Origin of the sequence: Paraburkholderia sp. J7 (assembly GCF_905220155.1) — a bacterium.
In the GTDB taxonomy this organism is placed as follows: Bacteria; Pseudomonadota; Gammaproteobacteria; order Burkholderiales; family Burkholderiaceae; genus Paraburkholderia.
On the sequence record NZ_CAJMYZ010000028.1, the window covers coordinates 82,905 to 104,535 of the forward strand.

Annotated in this window: 19 protein-coding genes and 1 pseudogene; 8 read left to right on the forward strand and 12 right to left on the reverse strand. The window is 56.8% G+C overall.

Annotated features, from left to right (window positions below; genetic code table 11):
- Positions 1-155: 155 nt before the first annotated feature.
- The 5 genes from U5A58_RS34410 to U5A58_RS34430 all read right to left on the reverse strand — a co-directional run bounded on the left by U5A58_RS34410 (position 156) and on the right by U5A58_RS34430 (position 7,751).
- Entirely contained in the window at positions 156-1,265 is a 1,110-nt protein-coding gene (locus U5A58_RS34410; protein ID WP_321938098.1) for a porin, read from the reverse strand.
- A gap of 275 nt (positions 1,266-1,540) precedes the next feature.
- Positions 1,541-2,626, reverse strand: a complete 1,086-nt coding sequence (locus U5A58_RS34415; protein WP_321938080.1) for a MalY/PatB family protein — start codon at positions 2,624-2,626, stop codon at positions 1,541-1,543.
- Between the two features lie 122 nt (positions 2,627-2,748).
- Positions 2,749-3,864 (reverse strand): Xaa-Pro peptidase family protein, encoded by a 1,116-nt coding sequence (locus tag U5A58_RS34420; RefSeq protein WP_321964724.1) that lies wholly within the window; start codon positions 3,862-3,864, stop codon positions 2,749-2,751.
- Between the two features lie 50 nt (positions 3,865-3,914).
- Positions 3,915-5,252 (reverse strand): MFS transporter, encoded by a 1,338-nt coding sequence (locus U5A58_RS34425; protein ID WP_321938084.1) that lies wholly within the window; start codon positions 5,250-5,252, stop codon positions 3,915-3,917.
- 1,791 nt (positions 5,253-7,043) lie between these two features.
- Positions 7,044-7,751: a response regulator transcription factor gene (locus tag U5A58_RS34430; RefSeq protein WP_321938086.1), complete on the reverse strand. Its 708-nt coding sequence runs from the start codon at positions 7,749-7,751 to the stop codon at positions 7,044-7,046.
- Positions 7,752-7,956: 205 nt separating this feature from the next.
- Between U5A58_RS34430 and tnpA the strand changes: the two genes are divergently transcribed.
- The 3 genes and pseudogenes from tnpA to tnpC all read left to right on the forward strand — a co-directional run.
- Positions 7,957-8,346 carry an IS66-like element accessory protein TnpA gene (gene tnpA, locus U5A58_RS34435; RefSeq protein ID WP_321964725.1) on the forward strand — a complete coding sequence of 130 codons (390 nt, stop codon included), beginning with the start codon at positions 7,957-7,959 and terminating at the stop codon, positions 8,344-8,346.
- The gene (gene tnpB, locus U5A58_RS34440; protein ID WP_175851490.1) at positions 8,343-8,681 is read left to right on the forward strand and encodes an IS66 family insertion sequence element accessory protein TnpB; all 339 of its coding nucleotides are present in this window, start codon (positions 8,343-8,345) and stop codon (positions 8,679-8,681) included. Before tnpA ends, tnpB begins: the two co-directional genes overlap by 4 nt.
- Positions 8,682-8,738: 57 nt before the next feature.
- A pseudogene (gene tnpC, locus U5A58_RS34445) lies at positions 8,739-10,265 on the forward strand (IS66 family transposase); the annotation flags it as partial.
- Positions 10,266-11,237: 972 nt separating this feature from the next.
- On the opposite strand, the gene U5A58_RS34450 reads toward tnpC, so the two are convergent.
- From U5A58_RS34450 to U5A58_RS34460, 3 genes are all read right to left on the reverse strand, one after another.
- Positions 11,238-11,582, reverse strand: a complete 345-nt coding sequence (locus U5A58_RS34450) for a hypothetical protein (protein ID WP_321938088.1) — start codon at positions 11,580-11,582, stop codon at positions 11,238-11,240.
- 557 nt (positions 11,583-12,139) lie between these two features.
- Entirely contained in the window at positions 12,140-12,436 is a 297-nt protein-coding gene (locus U5A58_RS34455; RefSeq protein WP_321915991.1) for a hypothetical protein, read from the reverse strand.
- 115 nt (positions 12,437-12,551) lie between these two features.
- Positions 12,552-13,214, reverse strand: a complete 663-nt coding sequence (locus U5A58_RS34460; RefSeq protein WP_321964726.1) for a DUF3313 domain-containing protein — start codon at positions 13,212-13,214, stop codon at positions 12,552-12,554.
- A gap of 241 nt (positions 13,215-13,455) precedes the next feature.
- Between U5A58_RS34460 and U5A58_RS34465 the strand changes: the two genes are divergently transcribed.
- On the forward strand, positions 13,456-14,112 hold the full coding sequence (locus U5A58_RS34465) for a TetR/AcrR family transcriptional regulator (protein WP_321964727.1): 657 nt from the start codon (positions 13,456-13,458) through the stop codon (positions 14,110-14,112).
- A 72-nt stretch (positions 14,113-14,184) separates the two neighbouring features.
- On the forward strand, positions 14,185-14,769 hold the full coding sequence (locus tag U5A58_RS34470; RefSeq protein ID WP_321940467.1) for a TetR/AcrR family transcriptional regulator: 585 nt from the start codon (positions 14,185-14,187) through the stop codon (positions 14,767-14,769).
- A gap of 72 nt (positions 14,770-14,841) precedes the next feature.
- On the opposite strand, the gene U5A58_RS34475 is transcribed toward U5A58_RS34470, so the two are convergent.
- From U5A58_RS34475 to U5A58_RS34490, 4 genes are all read right to left on the reverse strand, one after another.
- Positions 14,842-16,197, reverse strand: a complete 1,356-nt coding sequence (locus U5A58_RS34475; protein WP_321964728.1) for a paraquat-inducible protein A — start codon at positions 16,195-16,197, stop codon at positions 14,842-14,844.
- Positions 16,198-16,562: 365 nt separating this feature from the next.
- Positions 16,563-17,267, reverse strand: coding sequence for a PqiC family protein (locus U5A58_RS34480; protein ID WP_321964729.1), 705 nt, complete (start codon positions 17,265-17,267; stop codon positions 16,563-16,565).
- Positions 17,264-18,829, reverse strand: a complete 1,566-nt coding sequence (locus tag U5A58_RS34485) for an intermembrane transport protein PqiB (RefSeq protein WP_321964730.1) — start codon at positions 18,827-18,829, stop codon at positions 17,264-17,266. Before U5A58_RS34485 ends, U5A58_RS34480 begins: the two co-directional genes overlap by 4 nt.
- A 169-nt stretch (positions 18,830-18,998) precedes the next feature.
- Complete coding sequence (locus U5A58_RS34490; RefSeq protein WP_321964731.1) at positions 18,999-19,430, reverse strand: DUF3313 family protein; 432 nt, start codon at positions 19,428-19,430, stop codon at positions 18,999-19,001.
- Positions 19,431-20,337: 907 nt separating this feature from the next.
- Between U5A58_RS34490 and U5A58_RS34495 the strand changes: the two genes are divergently transcribed.
- The 3 genes from U5A58_RS34495 (at position 20,338) to U5A58_RS34505 (ending at position 21,418) form a co-directional block, all read left to right on the forward strand.
- Positions 20,338-20,490: a hypothetical protein gene (locus U5A58_RS34495; protein ID WP_321915999.1), complete on the forward strand. Its 153-nt coding sequence runs from the start codon at positions 20,338-20,340 to the stop codon at positions 20,488-20,490.
- Complete coding sequence (locus U5A58_RS34500; RefSeq protein WP_321916000.1) at positions 20,487-20,936, forward strand: hypothetical protein; 450 nt, start codon at positions 20,487-20,489, stop codon at positions 20,934-20,936. The genes U5A58_RS34495 and U5A58_RS34500 overlap by 4 nt, the downstream gene beginning before the upstream one ends.
- Before the next feature lie 362 nt (positions 20,937-21,298).
- Positions 21,299-21,418, forward strand: a complete 120-nt coding sequence (locus tag U5A58_RS34505) for an ATP-binding protein (RefSeq protein ID WP_321930691.1) — start codon at positions 21,299-21,301, stop codon at positions 21,416-21,418.
- Positions 21,419-21,631 lie beyond the last annotated feature (213 nt).

A 21,631-nucleotide genomic window follows, 5' to 3' on the forward strand; every position in this document is an offset into this window, starting at 1 on the left:
CATCGACGTTGCGTTGGAGTATAGGCAAGTCCCGGTACTCGTCGAAGCACCGGGACTTAGTCATCGCTTAAATGGCAAAATTCTGTCCGTAATTGCGTAATTCAGCCACTCATGCAAAATGACCACGTGATCAGTGAAGCGTGCAAGCGGCCAGATCAAAACACGTGATTAATGCCAACATGACCGACGACCTGCTTACCATTCGAGGACGGGTTGAAACCGGCAATTTGTGCAACTGCACCGCCACTCGCCTTCTGGACCGCGACGATTGCGTAGAGCGCAGTACGTTTGGAGACCTGGTAGTTGGCGCCAATGTTGAACTGCTGGTATCGCGGCTGCTGGTCTGTGGCGTGATTTCGGCCGTCGGTGAGCGTATAGCCGCCGAAGAGTGCGAGCGCGGATGTTGCGTTCCAGCTTGTCGCGAGTTCGTAATTCTGAAATTTCACATCCTGTCCGTTCCCAGCACCCTGCTGAAAATTGACGTCAGTGAAGTTGCCGAGGATTCTGACTGATCCGAAGGCATATGACGCGCCGACACCGAAGATCTGTTGACTGCGAGCGTTCTGAAGATACGTGCCGTATACGGAGTTCACATAGCCTCCACCGCTCTGATAGCCGAACACGGTTGTCTGCGGATCGTTAACGCGAAGATAGGCAATTGCGGCAGAAAACTGTCCCACAGAATAGTCCACTCCAGCGCTATAGCTCGAGCCGTTTGAAAATTGCCCGGGTTGTCCTCCGAAGGAATACAGAGCTTCGACGCTGGCGCCACCAATTTTTGGACTCGCGTATTTAATCGCGCTCGGAATCGAGAACGTGTAGTCCAGGTTGTCGACGTCGTTCGGATGCGAGAAGTACCATCCACCGTAGTTAACGTTCAGAGAAAACGCCCCTACCATAACGGTCAAAGGGGACCATTGGCGACCCAGAGTAAGAGTTCCGAACCGTTCATCCTTGATGCCGACGTACGCTTGCCGACTGAAGCCCAATCCAGAACTTAGTGCGCCATTTGTCGCGTCGAAACCGCTCTCCACCTTAAAGATTGCTGACTGCCCCTGACCGAGATCCTCGTTGCCAGTCAGACCCCATCGCGTAGGGATCCCGACCGCGCTAGCCATACGGTACTGATGGGCGCCACCAACATTGCTGGCGAAATCAACGCCCAAGTCAATAGACCCGTAGAGGGTCACGGAGCTTTGCGCATGAACCACAGTAGAAGTCATTAACGCTACGCTAACACCTATGATTCGCTTTTGATTAGTAATGCAAAATATTAGCGACGAGTGAAATTTATTATGCACGGCTTTCTCCTCAAAAATGCGCTATTAAATAATAGACGGAATCGTCAGGATGTGTGGTTACGTCAGTTCATAAAAACGCCTACACCGTTTGCGCGAGGAGGATTTTCATCCATAAATGGTAAATAATTGCGAACCTTGGCGCATGTGCAGATATACAAGTTCAAGTATATTTTTGGTTTTTCACAATCATAGAAACGAAAAAATGGCGCACGTCTGTATCTGATGGATTTGACAAGCAGTCACCGCGAAGCCACGCGAAGTGCATGACCCATCGTGCTGAGCGTCTCCTCAAGTACCGGATAGGGGGTACCAAAGTTCAACCTCAAATATCCGGAACCGCATTCCCCAAAATCAACGCCTTCGCTAGTTTCCACCCCTGAATAACGCAACATGAATTCGGCTGGTCGGTCGCCAATCTGAGTCCGACGAAAATCAAGCCACGCGAGATACGAAGCAAATGGTCGATGGTAGACGACTCCCGGGAGATGCTCCGCAACCATATCTGATAGCCGGCAGCGGTTTCCGTCAAGGTAGGCTAGTACTGAGTTTAACCACGCTCCGCCGTTACGATATGCTTCCGTTGTCGCCCAAAGTCCTGCTGTGCTTGCGCCGTGAGCAAGCATTTCGAGTAACCGCTCGCGTATTGGCATTTCCGTATCGTTCGATACGATCAGATGTGCGGCCTTGATACCGCCCAAATTCCAGCCTTTCGTGGCCGATACGCCAGTCAGCGCATGGTTCTTCGCAACCTCGGTGACGGAAGCGTATGGCGTATGGCAGTGAAGCTGACCGTCGTTGTCCCGAAATGGATAGACGAGAGGTGCATGAATCTCGTCCGCGAAAACGCGAGCCCCGTACCTCTCCACGAGCTCGGAAAGTGCGATGAGTTCGTCGCGGGTGTATACAGTTCCTGTTGGGTTATGTGGATTACAAAGTATCAGAAGGCGAGCCCCCAACCCGAGTCCACGCTCGATATCCTCGAGGCTCAAAGTCCAACGGCCGCCTGATTGACGAAGTGGACTCTCGATAACCTTCCTCCCGAGCAATCGTGGCACTATCAAAAGTGGCGGATAGGAAGGGGTCGGTACAATAACCGGGCAGCCGGGCGCGCTGAAATACGCAAGGCAAACCTCAAGGGCTCGAAGAAGATCGCCGAGTGTTATTACCTCGTTAGAGGAGATCCGCCATCCATAGTTGAGAAAGAGATATTCCCGAAGCGCATCCGAGGCAGCATTAAGCGCCTTAGGGTGAGCATATCCAAGGTCGCCGCGCATGGCTGATGCCGCATGTGCAGCGGCTATGTCGGCCGCCGGATCGAAATCCATCTCTGCGATTGCCGCTCCGTATTGCGCGCCTGAACTGGACCATTTTGCGCGCTTTAACTCTCTAAGATCCCGGGTGCTATAGTTCTCAAATAGCGGAGACGAGGTGTTATGTGATCCTGAGATCATTTTAGAATTATTCCTCGGTCGAAGGTGGTTAGACGTTCATGGCCCCGATCTGTGATGACGATACTTTCAGAAATATTGAGGCCACGCGCGGAGATATAAGCGTGAAATGTCATTCCAGCCTCGAAATGGAAGTCGGCGTTGTGAGTGACCTCTAGCTTTTCGTAGGTGTTAGGCCAGAACATCATTCCGATACCGTAGAAGGTCTTGTTCGGATATTGGTCGACCCATCCGGTCTTTACAACGCCTTCACGCACTATCCGGTCCGGGACCGAACAATGCACACCTGCTCTAATCGTAGCTAAAGCCTCATCTTGAATGTCGACAAATCGACGGTAGGTGTCGACCATGCGATCGTCGTGTTGGCCGACAACAATGGTGCGCATGCAACGAGCATGATAGTTTTTCTTGTGTGCGCACATTTCAAGGAAAACCAGATCATCGTGTGAGATGACACGATCTTGAAAGCAAGAATGGATATGGTATGCACGTTCACCCGATGCTAGTGGCCCGGGCTCCGCCTGATCACTACCTCCTCGCAAACCGGCACTAGCTGTCGCGATCATTAGGTCCCTCTCGGTTGCACCAGGAGATACAGCGCGGATTCCAGCCTCATGCATCAGGGACACGGCTTTTCCAGCTTCGCGCATATAGGCAATCTCAGCTTGGGACTTTATAAAACGAAGCGAATCGAGTTGCGTACCAAGATCAATGAAACTTGCGCGAATCGCCCCTCTGACGCGATCCATTATTGTGGTGGTAGCCCGCCACGATGCCCCGTCGAAGCCGACACGCCCTTTTACAGACAGTTCGGCCATCGCACGAATCACGACATCTGGAGCGGATTCGCCGTCGTACCATAGCAGGTATTTGTCGAGCCACGCCGCGGTATCGTTGAAATGAAACTGTTCCGCCTTTCGAAGCACTGTGAGAGGGAGGCCTGAGCTGGGGACGAGAACACATTGAAATGAAGTTCCGTACCCTAATGTGTAGAACCCTGTCAGGTAAGTTACGAGCTCAGGTTCAAACACGAGCAGATAGTCAAGCTCATGTCGAGCCATATATTTCTGCGCGTTTTCGAGTCGGGACTGATATTCAGCAATATCGAACCACATGTTTTCTCTTCTGGTTTGGTGAAGTCTATAGGAAGGAAAAGTGCCGGCAGTTATCGCTCGGCGACCGCGGTCTCGAGCGATTCATTACCCATGACCGCGTCATGATCTGCAGTGAGGGACTTGGTTTCCGGCATCATTGACACGCCGACTAGTGCAAGCACTGCCATGGCCATCTGGTAGTAAGCGATCGTGAAGCTGCTGCCTGTTGCCTGAGTAAGCCAACCCACGATGAACGGCGCGGTTCCTCCAAACAAGGCTGTGGCTACGTTGAACGCCAAGGTGAAAGCCGTAAAGCGAACCGATCGGGGGAAGAGGACGGTAAGGGCAGCGGAGTATTGCGACGCGTTTGGCGCAAGCGCCAAACCGGCTAGTATCGCTGCAGCAAAGACGTACGTTTGGTTTCCTGATTGAAGCATCATGACCATCGGTACGCTGAAAACGAGATAGATGAGCGGAGATGCCGCCAGTAATACTCGGCGCCCAATCCGGTCTCCCAAGCGTCCGAAGATTGGTATAGCGACCAGCATCGTAACCATGACCAACACACTCAACATCAGAGCGGCGTCCCCCGACATCTTGAGGTCGGTTTGTAGGTAGGTCGGCAAATAGGCCAGAATGAGATAGTAGGCGCTGTTTCCGAACGCTACCAAGGCGGCTGTTAGGAACATGGGCCGTGCGGCTCTTCTAAACGAATCCGCCAACGGCGAGGCAACTTGCTCTCCAGACGCTTTCATTTTCTTGAATACGGGAGAATCCTCGAGGTTTCTGCGTAGTGCGACTGCGAGGAGTCCAAGCGGCAAGGCAATCAGAAACGGTAGTCGCCAGCCCCATGCCTTCCATGCGTCAGCGGACAGCACGTGCATCAGACCGATTACGATAGCTGCCCCGGACAGGTAGCCAAACAGCACGCCAGACTCCAGGACACTTCCAAAGAGCCCTCGCCGGCCAGACGGTGCCACTTCGGCCACGAATGTGTTTGCGCCGCCATATTCCCCGCCCGCCGAAAACCCCTGGATCATGCGCGCCACGACAAGGAGCACTGGGGCGGCCACGCCAATCTCGCTATAGGTCGGGAGCAGGCCAATCAGAGCCGTTCCTAGAGTCATCAGCCCGACGGTTAGCATGAGCATGTCCCGACGGCCGCGGCGGTCTCCTAAGGAACCGATGATGATGCCGCCGATTGGACGGATCAGAAAGGAAAGGGCAAACACTGCGAATGACGCTAGCGCGGCCGCAACCGAGGAGCTCGTCGGGAAGAAGTGTGTTCCGACTGTGATTGCGGCGAAGCTGTACACGCCGTAGTCGAACCACTCGATGACATTGCCCAGCGACGCGGCGGCCAACGCCCTGCCGCCTGCTGCTCCGCCTCTAACATTGTTCCTGTTCATATGTTCTCCAAGTGTCCCCTTCATCATTCATGTGGTGTATTTCATGAAACTACTGTTTACTATTGTGTAACTCCTCCGGCGATGTCAAGCAATATCAAAATTCGAGGGTGACGCCCCCGGCACGTCGCCGTGCAGGGCGGGAATTTTCGTTCGTCAGGCGGGTACGCTTGCTTCCGCTGGCGTTACGACGCAAGTAGCTTTCAACGTTGAGCTCGAGGATCGTCGAGCGATCGACCAGGGTCGTCGATGGCGGCCACCGTCATCGACGGATCGGGGAGCGCGGTTCTAGGCGTGCGACGTTCAGTTGGCGGTAGCCATGATCGCAGTACTCCCCTCTGGCTATGACCTAGCTGCATTGGTTCGCAAACATGTGACGAACTTCGAAAGCAACTACTCGAAAGCTTTTCGTATGGTTCGCAATCACTGGAATGGGGTGCCATGCCGGGGCGTAGCGTAGTTCGGAGGGGTGCAATATGTCGCGGACAATCGCCAAAGGTCTTGGATGTGACAGGCGGGCTCACGGTTGAGATAGTGCGTGCGCCGCCGGACAATGCGCTCGCGCGATGTCGCAGAGGCCGCCCTGAAGGCCGGCTCCATCGTGTTGATTGCCGACAAGCGTCGGGCTGTTGCGGCGATCAAAACGGACGACCGAATTGAAAGCGACCATTTTGAGGGACGCCACTCGGTTGGTCGTTGATGCGAGCAAACGGAAATTGATGTGGCTTGAGTCGAATTCGCCGGAGCACGGGCCCGTGTCTATCGCAAGGCCACGCGAGCCGCGACTGGAGCAGCCTGCTACGTGTCGTGATCACGATTCCACGGTAAGCGTGGCACCAGCGTCGTCGTGAGTGGAGATCGTGACCTTCAGACTGCCGTGCCGAGCCGAGGGGCAACGAATCACGGCGCGAGTTCGCTGATGCGATTGCTAGCGACGGAACGTCGTCCTGTAGAAGGAATCCCCGTCGCTTGCGCGCCGGGCGGGAAGGATGTCAAATTCCGCTCCATCGAGGCTCGCGCCTTTCTGCGAATGCACGCACGCCGTCAATTGCGTCTGCCGACTCGAACACTGGTGCAATATGGTTTTTCTGACGTGAGGAACGTCTCTTCGTTCGCCCAACCGCACGATTTGCTCCTGATTCGTTTCCTTGTGGTCGCTGCCAGTGGCCCGTCTTCGAGGATGCGATCACTTGGATCAGAGGGAAGTTATAGTCGAAATTCAGTAGACGCATCGCGCGTCGTCGAGCCATGGCATCCGGCAACTAGATGAGCACTACGCCGCGCAGCCACAAAGTGCATGCAGGTCTGCAAATGCCAACGGGATTTTCACTTGTACGTCAGGTCCGGATTTCGCGATCTATCCATCCTTGCAACGACAATCACTAAGCGAAGCACGTGACGGGATGAGGGGGGATAAATGATGAACAGAGAGAGTAGATCGGGGCGGTAGCGGGCAAGCTCGTTCAGGATGTGATGACAATGAGTCTCACTTGGGATGAGTCATTGCTGTGTTTGGTCGCGCCGCCAAGGCAACCGCACTGACCGAAGCGGGCACGGGGGCCGGCACATCCACACAGTGCATCACGCTGGCGCACCGGTGCGACGCAGACGCTACTCGAATGCCCTTCGACGCTTCGTGATGCATTCGATACCCGCATCCGTGCAACCTGTTCTTACGAGCGGCTTGTGGAGGTTCGACGCGAAAGGAGGCGCCATTGCGCTGGTTTCTTGATCAACTGCGCACCTCGGGATATGAGGCGCGAAACGAGTGGCCATTTAACCTCTTCCGAGCATTTATGACAAGCCCACCGCAGCTGCATCAAGCTTGTCAAGACGATAGCCGTAGCCGTAAATCGGGACGATACAATAGCCGTTCTCTGGCCGAAGTCCAAGTTTGACTCGTACGGTGGAAATGTGTGTATCGAGCGTACGCGTGGGAATGTCAGTCAGCTGCTTCCAGACCGTCGCGCGGATTTGAGCTCGCGATAGCGGGCGCGCAAGATTGCGAAAGAGTAGTAGCGAGAGCTGAAACTCCTTCCGGGTAACCGGTAAGCATGTGCCGTGGCGAAAAAGCTTACCCTCCCGAATATCGAACAGGTACTCGCCAAACTGCTGCGAGGTCGCCGCCGCTTCCTGCTGGAAAGTCCGGCGCAAAAGCGAAGAGACGCGCGCGAGAAGCAGGGAGGCGGCGATCGGTTTGGTGACGTAGTCATCGGCGCCGGCATTCAGCGCATGGACGGCGTCCTGCGCGCCCGTGCGGCTTGCCATGAAAAGCACAGGCAGATTCGAGTCGACGTTATTGCGGATCCAGGCAAGTACAGCATCACCCGGAATGTCAACGACGTTCCAGTCGAGCGTCACGAGGTCAAAGGTTTCCCGTTGCATCCGTTGAATCAGCGCGCCGCCCTCGGCAAACACATGGCAGTCGTGGCCGGCAGCGGTCAGCGCCTCGTAGACGAATCGCGACTGGCCAGGGTCATAATCGAGAACCGCGATACGCATAGTGATCAAATCCAGGATCGTAGTCCTTAGGCCGCAATTTCACTGGGCAGCCGATTCGTACTGACTGATCGAACCGGCGAATTCTCACTGGACCGTTGACCGATGTATGTGTTATCGATTTTTTCGGTAAGCGGCCAGGCAACCCATCTTGAGGTTCGGTAAAGCTCTTGGGAGTATCGTGTCCACTTAACGAATAAGCGGACACGTGAACACTATCGTCGAAGAAGGCACGCCCTCCGAACGTCGACGCCGGCGACGCTACAGCGAGGAGTTCAAGGCCACGGTAATAGCTGCCTGCCACGGAACCGGAGTATCGGTCGCAGCAGTCGCGCTGGCGCACAGGCTCAACGCGAACCTGCTGCGGCGGTGGATCGATCAGGCAGAAGGCAGACTTCCGAAGGGCCTGCCTGGCGGTCCGGCAGATTTGCAACCGGTAGCCGTTCCGGCATTTGTGCCGATTCCACTGGAAACCCGGAACACGCATTCAGCAGAGATTCGCATCGAAGTGCGTCGGGGAGATCAGACGGTCACGGTAAGCTGGCCGATATCGGAGGCAGCCCAGTGTGCGGCCTGGCTGCGCGAGTGGTTGCGGTGATCCGCGTCGACGAGATCTGGCTGGCCGTCGATCCACTGGACATGCGTGCCGGCTTCGATACTGCACTGGCACGCGTGGTCAAGGTGTTTGGCGCCGCGCACCCGCACCACGCCTATCTGTTTGCCAACCGCCGGGCCAATCGGATGAAGGTGCTCGTCCATGACGGGATCGGCATCTGGCTGGCAGCACGACGCCTGAATCAAGGACAGTTCGTCTGGCCGCACGCTGGCAGCGAGCCGAAGCAACACGCGCTGACGCACGAGCAGTTGGCTGGCTTGGTGCTCGGCCTGCCGTGGCAGCGCATTGGCCAGGACGGCGTGATCCGCATCGTATGACGGCGACGTAAACTGTTTCGCTTCACCGGTGCATGGGCTTCTGGCAGACTGGTCTGCATGAACCTGCCCACCGATCTTGACTCCCTCAGTCCGGACCAACTGCGTGCCCTCGCAGTGCAGTTGATCGCCGAGGTGCAGGTGAAGGACCGGGAGGTCAGTGAGCGGGATCGGGAGCTACATTACCGGCAGACCCGCATCGACCAACTGTCGCACGAGATCGCGATCCTCAAGCGCCAGCAGTTCGGCCAGCGTAGCGAGCGGCTCAACAGCGAGCAGATGAGCCTCCTTGAAGAGGCCGTCGATGGCGACGTGGCAGCCATCGAGATGGAGCTCGAACAGCTCAAGTCACCATCAACTGAGCGGCAACGTGAGCAGCCCAAACGCGCGCCGTTGCCGCCGCAGCTGCCTCGCACCGACATCCATCACGAGCCTGACAGCACGGTTTGCCACTGCGGCTGCGAACGCGTGCGAATCGGCGAGGACATCAGCGAGAAGCTGGACTACGCACCGGGTCTATTTACGGTAGAGAGGCATATCCGGGGTAAATGGGTGTGCCGCAACTGTGAGACGCTGATCCAGGCACCGGTGCCCGCACACGTCATCGACAAGGGCATCCCGACCACCGGACTGCTTGCTTCGGTGCTGGTCAGCAAATATGCGGATCACCTTCCCCTGTACCGCCAGGAGCAGATCTTTAGCCGCGCGGGCCTCGCGATACCGAGATCCACATTGGGCGCGTGGGTGGGCATGTGCGGTGTGCAGCTTCAGCCGCTGGTCGACGCGCTGCGCGAGGAGATTCTGCGGCAGGGCGTACTGCACGCTGATGAAACGCCAGTGCAGATGCTCAGCCCTGGCAAGGGCAAGACGCATCGTGCGTACCTGTGGGCATATACGTCCACCCAGTTCAGTGACTTGCGCGCGGTAGTCTACAACTTCACCGGCAGCCGCGCCGGTGAACATGCCCGCGCATTCCTCAATGGCTGGCACGGCAAGCTGGTGTGCGACGACTATAGCGGATACAAGGCGTCATTCCAGCAGGGCATCATCGAAATCGGATGCGCCGCACATGCGCGGCGAAAGTTCTTCGAGTTGCATGCCAACCACAGCAGCCAGGTTGCCGGGCGGGCCCTGCCGTTCTTCTCCGTGCTCTACGACATCGAGCGCGACGCAGCAGCACTGAACACAGATGAGCGATACCGCCTTCGCCAGTCACGGGCCAAACCAGCCTGCGACGCGCTTTACGAATGGCTGATGACGCAGCGCAAGCTCGTATCCGAAGGCTCCGCCGTCGCGAAAGCCCTGGACTATAGCCTCAAGCGTTGGGAGGCACTCACGCGCTATCTCGACGACGGGTGCGTGCCCATCGATAACAACTGGGTTGAAAACCAGATACGTCCGTGGGCGATCGGCCGGGCCAACTGGATGTTCGCAGGTTCGCTGCGGGCGGGGCAGCGCGCCGCCGCGATAATGAGTCTGCTGCGCTCCGCGCAACTCAATGGGCACGACCCGCACGCGTATCTCAAGGACATCCTTACGCGGTTGCCCACCCACAGGGCCAGCGACATCGCCGCATTGTTGCCGCATTGTTGCCGCATCGGTGGCAGCCGAAACAGGCCAATACCTAACCTCACCCGTCAAGACGGGATCGCTGGCCGCTTACTTTTTTCGGTGCTTGCAGCTGCAAGGACATCCGCGATTGAGGCGGCGTTCATCGGCGGGCGGCCATACATTCGTTGCGATTGAAGGTTCGCTTCTGGTCCTGCGGAACGAAGCGTCGATCCACAATGCAGCATCGTGGCCGCGGGTTGCGGCTTTTGCTTTTGGTCGATGTGCACACGAGCCGCCATTTGCCTGAAACACGGTACAACGTTGAGAATGCGACGCGGGAGCGAAGGCTTGAACTTTTCATTATGGCGGGAATGTCACAAGGATAAAGAAGGATGAGCTGAAAGGAGGGTAGGGAAATCCTGAAAAGAAATGGCGCCGGTACGCTTGCACCTGAAAGCGCTCACATGCGCATGGAAGCGGAGATGAGTCAACGTCAACGTGGATGTCCGCGGGTGACCAGCAGCTTTGTGTTCCGTAGCTCGTACAGGCGATCATTGATATGAAACGGTATCCGATTTCTTGAGAATCCCGTCCGGTCCGAAAATAAAGCTGACGGTGGTTCTGCGGACATTTGTCGTTGCGTACGGTCCGAAATTTGAGATCACTCTGTCCCAAAATGGCGGCTTACCCGTGAAGGTGTAAACCAGAAACGTCGATCCATCCGGTAGGGTGGTTGTTGAAGACGGGGTTCCCAGCCTCCAGATTACGTATTGCTGAGTTGTCGCGCCGATTGTGAATTCCGAAATACTCTCTGGTTTGACTTCACTTTCTGTCGTAGTCGCAGCACACCCTGCCAGCATGCACGTGAACGCGATTGACAGAGTCAGACTGGCTCTCAGGCGTCTCATTACCTACCTCCAAATAACTTCCAGCGGCTTTTTACTTGTGCAAACGGGATTCTGGACAAGTATTCTGCGGTTGAAATTCGATCAGAAAAACAAATGGCGTTTAGTGTATTGTCTTGCATCGACCATGTTGACCTTCACCAGACAAGGCTATCGGACTCGTGTGTACAGCGACGCGAGGCGTCGGCGAACCTGTCGAGCACATTGCACGGGCATCGCTTTCGGGGAGCGTTCCAAGCGCAAGGGAAAAATAGGAAAGGCCTGCAATCAGTCCTGCGGTTGCGCCTAAGAAAACCTCAAAGGATTCTGCCCGTCGCATGAGGAAAATAGAGGCCGCGATGAGCGATAGAAATGTTGTCGCCAGCCCCACTATCCAGAACATCGAATACGCACTCGACCAAAACAGATCGAGAATCGCGCCCACGTCCTGGCCGATGATGTATGCCATCTCTCTGCGCTTGTCTTGACGGTCGGAATCGGGCCACACGGGAGTGGATAGCACACTCAGCTGCTTTGCGATACAAACCCGAACATCACATATCGACGGAAATATTTTCAAAACCGACAGAATTCACGGTTGATATTCAGATTGGCTCAAGGAAATCTGATTCTTGTGTATGTCAATATTGCTGGTGGATGGGAATCCTTCGGTGAGTCCTGGCACATCGCCAGAAAATACCATTGCAGTAACGAGCACACAAAAGAGGGCCGTGAGTACCGGGATCGTGCAAACCAGTAGCCTGCGGGATGTCCGCGCGGCGCCGGGCTGGAGTTGGGAGGAAGAATTCATCGTGAAAAATGGCCTGTATGGATAGCGTCATCGGACGGGTTATGACTGCCTGATCCCACATCAACTGTCCTTCAAAACGAGGAGCCCAGCAGTCGCAGGTTTGTCACCAGTACGGTTGAATCAAAGTTGGCCAACTACTACGCGATACACGCAGAGTAAGATCCGCCATAGTGCGTCTGCCACACGCCTGAGCCAGCGACATATAACTGGCCAACTCAATTTCTGGCTTCGCGATGCAGCTGTCGCGCTTCCCCTGATACGGAGAGTCCTTGTTGCGCAACGGCCGGTTGACGTGTGGTTACATCGTGCGCTTCAGGATAGAAGTCAATGAAGACCACCATGTAAATCAGTGCGGCGAACAGTCCGGTCCACGTTGCCCATAGGTCACGCGCTTCGGCACCGGCAAGGAAATGAAGCGGAATGCCAACCAGCAGATAAGCGGCAACGAACACCAGCGCCACCATAACGGGCGAAGGGAGGGGCAGTGCGAAGAGGGACGCGATTCCAGGCATTGGACGCTCCGTCAGCCGATTTGGTTACCTACGAGACCGGATGCACGGCAAGGGCTTTACGCGCACAGTGGCTCCACGCTACTGATCCACCGTGTCGCGCGATGTGTGTTCTTGCTTACCGGAGCTCAGCGACCAACGCGTCGGCGCCCTTGTCGATCCCTGCTTTCGCCGCACCGAGTGAGCCAAAACTCGCGACCAGGTTCATGGCGTTTGGATACTGCCTTGTTACGTAGGCATTCAAAAGCTTGTTGTTCGACGCGTCGTAAATCTCGACTGCGTACGAAACGGAGCCGCCAAACATCGCCTTACCGCCGCGAACGGCCTGCACACCGTTATAGACGTTTCCGCCGATATCGAAATGTGTGAACTGACCAATCACGGGTTTCGTGGTCTCGGCACCCGTGAGGATCAGCTTGACGCGAAGCGTGCCCGGACCGGGCTGCGTAGTCGAGACAAATCTCGTCCCGAGTCTCTGTGTGAAAGACTTCTGGAGGTAAATGGCCAGCGTTGCCCTGTCGGCGTCGCTCATGTCGCCGAACTGGCTGTCAGCACCGTTATAGACGGTGGCCGTGTCGACGATCACCCTGGAGTAGGCTTGCCAGTTCACCGTCGTCGAGTAGTTATACGGGATGCGCCCGGTATCGTCGTGGGCATTCGCCTTCAGGTACGAAGACGACGGAATGCCGGAATAGGCGACGGGTTGAACACCGGCACAACCTGCCAGCGAGAGAAACGACAGCGCGAAAAGCAGGTGGCGAACATTCCTGGTGATTGTCATTTTGGGTCCCATGAGAGATACACGGCGGCAACGGCATGAACAAAGGCGTCTGGGCGGTTTGATCTACGACGTCAGCAGGTAATCTCCGCTGTCTTCGCGGAATAATAAAGCCGTCCAGACGGTTCGTATTTTATGCAAGGTGAAGAACTGGAGCGAAGTCTAGCACGAGATACAGAGAAAGCAAAACGTCTGGACGGTTTTTTTAGTGAGCCGTATACTCCCGGTCCAGGATGCAGATATTGTGCAAGTGGGCTACCGGAAGCAAGGCACGTTCGATCGCGCCATTTCAGCCCTCCATAACTTTGGGGACAAACTTTTGGCCAGGCAGGAGCGTTCAGAACAGACCCGCAATGCGATCATCGAGGCGGCGTTGACCGTCCTCGCCCGCGATGGGACTGCGAGGCTGACATTCGAGGCTGTCGCCCGGGAATCAGGCCTGAGCAAGGGGGCCGTCACGCATCACTTTCGCTCCAAGGCTGATCTGTTCAAGGGTGTACTCGCATATCGCAACGTCAGTTTCGAACAGTTCCGGCGCAACTATCAGCAATCGCGTCCGAAGGATGCCCCACAGCAAGCGCTCTCACTCGAGATTGCGGCATTGCGCCAGATGGTAGACGAGAACCGCTCACCTGCGCGTGCAGTCCTTTCGATCCTTGTGGATGATCCGAGCCCCATGGCGTTTATCCGGGAACGGTTCGCCGGGCAGGTCCGGCAGATCAGGGAAGAGGCCGCCGATCCTGAAATCGCGCTGTTGCGCTGGGAGGCGGCATGGGGCCTCGCACTGTATGCGCTGTTCGGCCTTTCCCCCTTGTCGGACAAGGAGCGCGCTCATCTGTTTGACCGACTGCTTGACGATGACGCATGGACGCAGTTTGTCAAGATACCGGATGGCAGCTGATACCTCGATAGTCGATGAGGTCGCGACCGGGAAGTTGCAACTGACACCAGACATTCCAGTGAGCCGCCAATAATGGATAACGCGACCCGATCAGAACGGTCCCGTAACACGGCCCTCAAGGCCGCTCTGACCATCCTTTCGAGGGATGGCCTCAACGCACTTACCTTCGACGCACTCGCCCGCGAGAGCGGCATCAGCAAGGGGGGGCTTCTCCATCAGTTCGGCACAAAGGACGGAATCCTGCTGGCATTGCTGGAGTTCCAGAGGCGGTACCTTGAAGAGTTCGCAGTCGGATACCTGAGTTCCTGCGATGTTTCGGTAAAGGAGCCGGTCCTGCTCGCGCAGATTGCCGTGATGCGTGAAACTGCCAGCCAGCCACATTCTGCCAATCGTGCCGTACTGGCTGCATTGGTCCAGGCACCGGAACTCCTGGAAACCATTCGGGGCGCTCACGCTGCTGATCTTGCCGAGGTCCGAAAGGAGTCACCCGATGGCGATATCGCGGTGCTGCGTTGGGCGGCGGCGGTTGGCTTGGCGTTTACCGGGTTGATCGGGCTGTCACCACTGTCGTCGGAAGAGCGCGAACGGCTTTTCGAGCGGCTGCTCGATGAGCCGTCATGGACGAGCCGAAGTGCACCCGGGGCGCCGTCAGCCTAGGGCAGTGCGCTATAGGGGTTCCGGCGATTGTCGCCATTGGCATCGTACTGGCAGGGCCAAAACGTGGGGCGGTCACGGGCCGGTTGGGCTATTTGAGCCGTTCTTGTCACGCTCATGCGAGCCGGCATGAGCGTCCCAGATCAACCGTGGATCGAACTGCATCGTGGCCGTCATCGTCAGCAGGACCACGGCTGCAAAGGCGACTGCGCCCCAGCCCGACGTCGCAGAAGCGACAGACCTGAAATTGACGAGCGCGATCGTAAGCGCAATGACAAAAATATCGAGCATTGACCAGCGGCCGAGGCGCTCAACGACCCGGAATAGCTTCGTACCCACCAACGGGTGGCAGCGGGAAGCACAACCCGCTGTCCAGGCGAGGAACGCGAGCGCGACGACCTTAAGTAGCGGGAAAGCGACGCTCGCGATGAAGACAACCGTAGCAATTACCCAGTCCCCACTGCGCCAGAAATGAACAATGCCGCTCATGATGCTGTCGTCCTTCGAGCCAAGCATTGTCACGGTATGAAGAACAGGCAGCAGGTTTGCAGGTAGATACATGATTGCGGCGGCGACCAGCAAAGCCTGGGTGCGCATGAGACTGTCCGGTTTCCTGGAATGCATCCTTGCTCCGCAACGGGAGCATTGCTGGGCAGCCGCGCGCGCTTGCGGGGCGGACGGCGCGCCACGACTGGACTCATCGGACTCCCGACGGGCAACACCGTTGCAGGTCCTGCACGCAACAAGCCCCAGGTCCATCGCGGACACGGAGGGCAAGGCGGGAAAAGTCGTGGGTGGCACTGGCAAGTTATCGCATTCGCGCGCATACAGTGTCTCGCGGATGTGCCAGAGGGCACGTGGCTCGAATGCCATGACGACCGCGAGCATGAACGGCAGCGTGCAAAGCGCGAAGAGGGCCGTCTCCGGGGTGACGTATGCACGGTCGGCAAGCTTCGTTGCAGTAACAACGACCCCGAGGAACAGGACTTCGATCATGACCCACGGCCGCACGAACTGCAGCACACGCAGCACCGCTGAAAATGCGGGAGGAACCACGCCAAGGCGCACAGGTCCGGTAACGTAGAGAACCGCTGCAAGATCGAGAAACGGAAACACGATGGTCAGGCAGGCGACCAGGACAGCGAGTGGCCACATGCCTTGAACCCAGAGGGCGCAAACGGTCCCTGTCAGGGTAGTGGCCGATGTGATTCCACCCATCTCGAGCTCGACGACTGGATACGCCTGTGCGATGAAGAAAGTAATCATTGCTGCGAGCGCCAGCGCCAGGACGCGATCGAGTCGCGCCATGTCTGTGCTGGCGATGCTCGCCCCGCAGCGGGGGCAGTGCATTCCCCGAGTCTTCCCGGTCCGAAGTGGGCGCGACAGCAGCAGATCACAATCGGGACAGGCGATGAGGTTGCGGATTTCCATGGTTTTTAGATCGCTCGCCCCGTCAAGCTTCAGACGCGTCCGTCGCATTGCTCAATCCCATGCGCATGGATGCGAGTTCTGCCTCGAGTGCAGCAATCTCGTTCCACTGCTTGAGCACCGTCCCTCGCAGGACTCTGAGTTCGTGATGGACGGCCGCAAGCGCGAAGCGCGCACAAGGTTGCGGACACGATTTGCACCCGGCGTCGGACGGGCTGTCTCGACAGATCCTGTTGCGTGATGGTTCGCCAGTGAGTCGGGTTGTCGCAAGGAACACGTTGACCTCTCCTGCTTGATTGCCACTTCAAGGTAAATACAGCATGACGCGCTGTCGAGTCAGCGTGGGGGCGCTACCACGGACTGGCGCGCTACTTCGCCTGTACGCCAGCATCCGCCGTCTGCATCCTTCCACGAATGCATTTCAACGGGGCCGGTGAATCCTGCTGTGCTGCGAGGATCGTTGCTATCTCATTCGACAATTCGGACACTGCCAGCTGATGCCCCTTCACAAGCTCGCCAAAGCCGTCGCTGACGGGCACCGAGTACGTCGAATGGCAGGTCAGCATGGTCGTTCCTGTTCGTGGTTTCACCGTCCACACGGTGTCCAGCAGTGCGTGCGATGCGTACCATGACTCGAATCGCTGCACCACAACGCTAATTCGATAGACTGGTTGATCTGCTGGATAGGGAACGCTCGCGACGTCGAACGTGCCAAGCGCCGCGGAAAGGTTCGCCGACAAACGTTGGCGAAGCTCATCGGCCGGGGCGGTGCTCCAGCGCTCCTGTTCCATGACCTGAACGCGTACGGGATCCTTCTGCAAGACGAGTTGCCGTCGCGCGACCTGTGCTGGAACGACGACAGGCGCCACGTCGATCAGAAATGCTGGGTGTGAATTTTCGTCGTTGACGACTTTATTTCGTAACGTCTGCGGCGGGGATTCCGTGCCCAAGGTGTAGGTATGCACTTCCGGCACAGCGGTGCACGCCGCAGCAAGCGCGGCGATGCTGCACAAAGCAAAAAGCAGCTTAAGGCATCCGGGCTGGTGACTTCGCCTCGTAGTTTTTTGACTCATTGCTTTTCATCCCTTGGCTTGCCGCGCAGGAGTGACTCCGGATGCTCCTGAAGGTAGATAGCCAGCTCGTTCAGCGATTGCAGCGTGCGATTGAGTTGCGAAACAGCTTGCCGCATATCCGACTGGAGCGGCGAATCCTGCTGTAACGCTGCCTGCGCTGTACGGAACGTTTCCTGGGCGGTCGCGAGGGTATCGCGGGCCTGAGGCGCAAGTTCGGTGTTCATTTGCGTGAATGCACGATTGGCACTCTGGAGCGTTTGATCGAGGTTGGTGCCGATCCGGTCGAACGGCACACGATCCAGCTTTTTGGCAATATCGGCGATGACCACCTGAAGCTCCTCCAGCGAATTGGGCACAGTCGGTAGTTCCAGCGGTACCCTCGTCATGTCTATGGTGGCCTGCGGGGCGTTCGGAAAGATGTCCAGCGCAATGTAGCGCTGGTTAGTGATAAGACTTCCGGTCCGCAACTGGGCGCGCAAACCCTGAGCCACCAGTTTTTGCAGGAGTGCCTTTCCGCCGTCGTTGTTGCCTTCACCCAGCGACTCCCGGAACTTTCTTCCGAGGCGATTGGGAAACAGGTTCACCGTCACTGGCATCGTGAATTCCGATCGTTTCGGGTCGTATTCCACGTCGACTGCTGTGACGCGTCCAAGCTCGATTCCGCGGAAATCGACCGTCGCGCCGACAGACAGGCCGCGCAGCGACTGATTGAACTTCATGACAACGCTTGCAGCAGCACCGTCCGGTGCGCGCATCGCCTCTGCCTGACTGTCGGAAAGCGGGAAAGCGGTGCCGTTGGGCGCTTCGCCTGCCGCCTCGTGATCGGGGCGGGACTGGAACGCGAGACCACCCATGACGACCGTCGCGAGTGACTGGGTATTCAGTCTCATACCGCCCGAATCCAGCCGCAGGTCGACACCACTTGCATGCCACCAGTATGAATCTGCCTTAACAAGTTTGTCGTAGGGCTCATCAATGAAGACCTGGATGGTGACGCCCTTGCCGTCATCGTTAAGGGAGCGTGCGACAACACGTCCGACCTGGAAACGGCGGTAGTAGACTGGCGAGCCGATATCAACGGAGCCGAGGGAATCGCCATCAAGAACATAACGACGCCCCTTCTGGTCGCTGGTCACGATGGGAGGCGTCTCGAGTCCGATGAACTTTTCACGGGGCTGGTCGGAGCGACCAGGATCCATGCCGATATACGCGCCGGAGAGGACGGTACCAAGACCCGAAATACCACCCATTCCGATCCTTGGGCGCACCACCCAGAAGCGGGCGTCTTCAACCGCGAGATTGGTTGAGGTTTTGGCTATCTGTACATCTACAAGGACACGGGAATGGTCGTTAGAGAGGCGGATGGTCTTGACCTCGCCGATCTCCACGTTACGGTATCGCACCTTTGTTCGCCCGGCCTCCAGTCCTTCGGCGGTGAGAAAGCTGATAGTGACAGTCGGCCCTTGTGTCGCGACTGATCGCACAAGCAACGCGATGCCGATCAACGCTGCACCGATCGGTACGAGCCAGATGGTGAGCGGGAGAAATCGTCTGAGGGACATTGAAAGCTGCTGCAAAAGTGAATTACCTGAATTGGGCGAGCAGTTCGGCTGCGCCCCGTTCAATGCCGGTTTTGGGGGCGTCTGGCGAGCTCAACCTGGCAGACAGCCCGCCATCTGGATATCTTTCGATATAAGCTTCAATCAGCTTGTTTGAAGAGGAATCCGAAATTTATACCGCATAGATGACATATCCTGGCAGCGCCGTGCCTGCACCGGTAAGCGTGAGCCGAACACGAAGCGTGTCGGCTCCGGATTCATTCACCAGATCGAAGCGGGTGGCCAGCGCTTCTGCGAACGTAGCCTGCATGAAATCAGCGAGCTTCGAGCGCTCCGCGTTGCTGACGTGGCGAAACTCTGCATCCGGCCCGCCGTAAAGCCAGACCGGTTCGAGGATGAGTTTTCTGTACCGTGACCAGTCCTGCGGTAACGCATACCGATAGGGCATATGGGTTCCATCCCGGTCGTCGGGATTGACGCGCAGGTACGGCCATGAAGCGAGGCTGGAATACTTGACGGGCTTGACTGCCGAGCACGCCGAGAGTGCGAGGCAAGCGAACAGTGCAAGACCGAGCGCTGCGCAAATCAGGGCTTTGGGGGCCATCGTCAACAGCCATTCGAACGCGGGGGTTGTTAGTTTCCGTATACTCATACGAACCGTCTGGCCGGTTTGCAAATAAGGCGCTTCATAACGACGCTAAATCTGGGAAGCGTCCTGGCTGTCGTAGCGACCTGTACGCGGACGGACGATAGACCGAGGTGGCTCGCGGGTCATACTAACGCAGGTCAGTCGTCATGTAAACCGTCTAGCCGGTTTGTCTTTTATCCCATGTGCGTCGCGGGCATTGGCGGATCCCTCGGCCGGCCGCGTCGCTGCCTTCGGGGTGACGTGGATTTTTGTGCATTTTCCGGCTAGGGGGACATAAGCCTAGCGCGGTCCCACCTTGTGGCCCTGTATAAATTGTCTTTCCAATCAAGCAACTGCTAACTCCCCCTTGAACGACTCACATTTGTGTGTGATGCCCATCGCAGCCCGAGGGTTCCACTGTTCAGGACTCGTAGTTCAGGCTCGGCGACTGGTAGTCGCCACTCATTCGAGATGGTATGCGGGTATTTCTCTTCGTGCTTGTTGGACCCGGTGCCTCCCTGCGGGAGACGCTACGCACTCACTCGGACGTGCGGAGGTTCGTCATGGAAATCGGCATTCTCGGCGTCGATCTTGCGAAGCAGATCTTCCAGCTCCACGGCGCGGATTGTCGAGACCGTGTCGTGCATCGATCGAAGGTCTTGAGGAGCTTCTTCTCTGAAACCGCGCGCACATTGAACCCAAAAATGGTTGTCATGGAGGCATACAGGACTGTCCATCACTGGGCGAGGTGTTTGCAGTCGATCGGACCGAAGTTCGGCGAATCAGTCCGCAATATACTGTACCGTTCGTCAAGACAAGTAAGAACGATCGCAACGATGCGGAGGCGGTAGTCGAAGCTGCCAGCCGACCCACGATGCGCAGCATGTCGATCAAATCGGTCGAGCAACAGGCCATCGAGGCGGTATACCGCATGCACGCTATCCTACCGCGCCACCGAACCGCGCTGATCAACCCGATACGTGGCCTGCTCGGCGAGCGCCCCGTTCGAACTATCCGCTTAGAGGATCAAAAATGACCCAAGCGCTGGCTGAGGTTCTGCTACTAGCTTCCATGGTCGTGAACGCGACGCTCTTGATTTTCATTGCTGGCGTGCTTCGGCACGTCATGAACGACATGGACGCAGCGACCTTCAAAGACTTCGTAGGATCCCTGGTACGACACTCAACCAAATCGCCGTTCATGATCATTGCCCTAAACGTCCCGCTGATCGGCGCTATTCCCTATTACTACTTTTATGGATTTGGAAATCGCTGGATCAGCGCAGGACTCGCGCTATGGCTGGCCGGTGGACTCATATCAAAACTCGTCAAGCTCCCGATTTACAAAAGCATAAAGGCAGCCGAACGTGACGATGAAGTTCACCTAGGAGAGCAACGCCGAAGATTGAATGCCGGAAACCTGCTGCAGGCCGCATTGAATTCACTAGCTGTAGCTATGATGATCGTTGCATGGTTCAAATGAGCGACGGGCTTCTGTAATTTGAAAAACTGGAGGTGGTGTTTCCGTCTCCTGGATCAAATTCGGGATCCTGTACGCCGGGCGTTGCTGAGCATCCCATCGCGAATGACGCGATTCGAAGCGACGATATGGTAGGCAATTGGCGCGGTGTCCCAGTCGATGTCATTTAAGAGGTCGAAATACTGGATGACTGTACACGTCGGCCATTTTGCGAAATCACCGAGAGAGTCCGTAGGGGATCGAAGGCGGCGAGATAAGGAACCAACGATATTGCCGCTAGAACCCGTCGCGCGCACTACCCACGCTCTTCGATCCGCTCACGTGCGCGGTACCCGTTGCTGGAATTAAGGCGTGCCTCCCCAGGCATGGGCTTGGGTCTTTATATCTGCCGTTGCATTGCGCAAGCTCACAACGGAACGATTGAAGTTGAATCTGACGAGAACCATACCGTCTTCACCGTAACAATCTCACGAGGCGCAGCATAGCGACGCGGTCAGAGATCAGGGGAGAGCCTAGCTGTGAACGAGAGCGCGTCGCACGATATGTCTTGCTGACCAGCTTCCTCTTCAATGAACCAGTGACGGGACCAGGCTTGTCCCTGCGGCCGCTTCGAATGTTTGTCCTGAATGCATGTCGATGTGCAGTGCTTCGGTGAAACACCGTGTGATTTGACATAAAAACAATTATCGCATTTTTAA

Coding starts and splice junctions, on each gene's coding strand:
- U5A58_RS34415 (WP_321938080.1), bottom strand. CDS start 2,626: ATGGATTTCGATCCGGCGGCCGACATAGCCGCTGCACATGCGGCATCA.
- U5A58_RS34420 (WP_321964724.1), bottom strand. CDS start 3,864: ATGTGGTTCGATATTGCTGAATATCAGTCCCGACTCGAAAACGCGCAG.
- U5A58_RS34425 (WP_321938084.1), bottom strand. CDS start 5,252: ATGAACAGGAACAATGTTAGAGGCGGAGCAGCAGGCGGCAGGGCGTTG.
- U5A58_RS34430 (WP_321938086.1), bottom strand. CDS start 7,751: ATGCGTATCGCGGTTCTCGATTATGACCCTGGCCAGTCGCGATTCGTC.
- U5A58_RS34450 (WP_321938088.1), bottom strand. CDS start 11,582: ATGGCATACATCATCGGCCAGGACGTGGGCGCGATTCTCGATCTGTTT.
- U5A58_RS34455 (WP_321915991.1), bottom strand. CDS start 12,436: ATGCCTGGAATCGCGTCCCTCTTCGCACTGCCCCTCCCTTCGCCCGTT.
- U5A58_RS34460 (WP_321964726.1), bottom strand. CDS start 13,214: ATGACAATCACCAGGAATGTTCGCCACCTGCTTTTCGCGCTGTCGTTT.
- U5A58_RS34470 (WP_321940467.1), top strand. CDS start 14,185: ATGGATAACGCGACCCGATCAGAACGGTCCCGTAACACGGCCCTCAAG.
- U5A58_RS34475 (WP_321964728.1), bottom strand. CDS start 16,197: ATGGAAATCCGCAACCTCATCGCCTGTCCCGATTGTGATCTGCTGCTG.
- U5A58_RS34480 (WP_321964729.1), bottom strand. CDS start 17,267: ATGAGTCAAAAAACTACGAGGCGAAGTCACCAGCCCGGATGCCTTAAG.
- U5A58_RS34485 (WP_321964730.1), bottom strand. CDS start 18,829: ATGTCCCTCAGACGATTTCTCCCGCTCACCATCTGGCTCGTACCGATC.
- U5A58_RS34490 (WP_321964731.1), bottom strand. CDS start 19,430: ATGGCCCCCAAAGCCCTGATTTGCGCAGCGCTCGGTCTTGCACTGTTC.
- U5A58_RS34495 (WP_321915999.1), top strand. CDS start 20,338: ATGTCGATCAAATCGGTCGAGCAACAGGCCATCGAGGCGGTATACCGC.
- U5A58_RS34500 (WP_321916000.1), top strand. CDS start 20,487: ATGACCCAAGCGCTGGCTGAGGTTCTGCTACTAGCTTCCATGGTCGTG.
- U5A58_RS34505 (WP_321930691.1), top strand. CDS start 21,299: ATGGGCTTGGGTCTTTATATCTGCCGTTGCATTGCGCAAGCTCACAAC.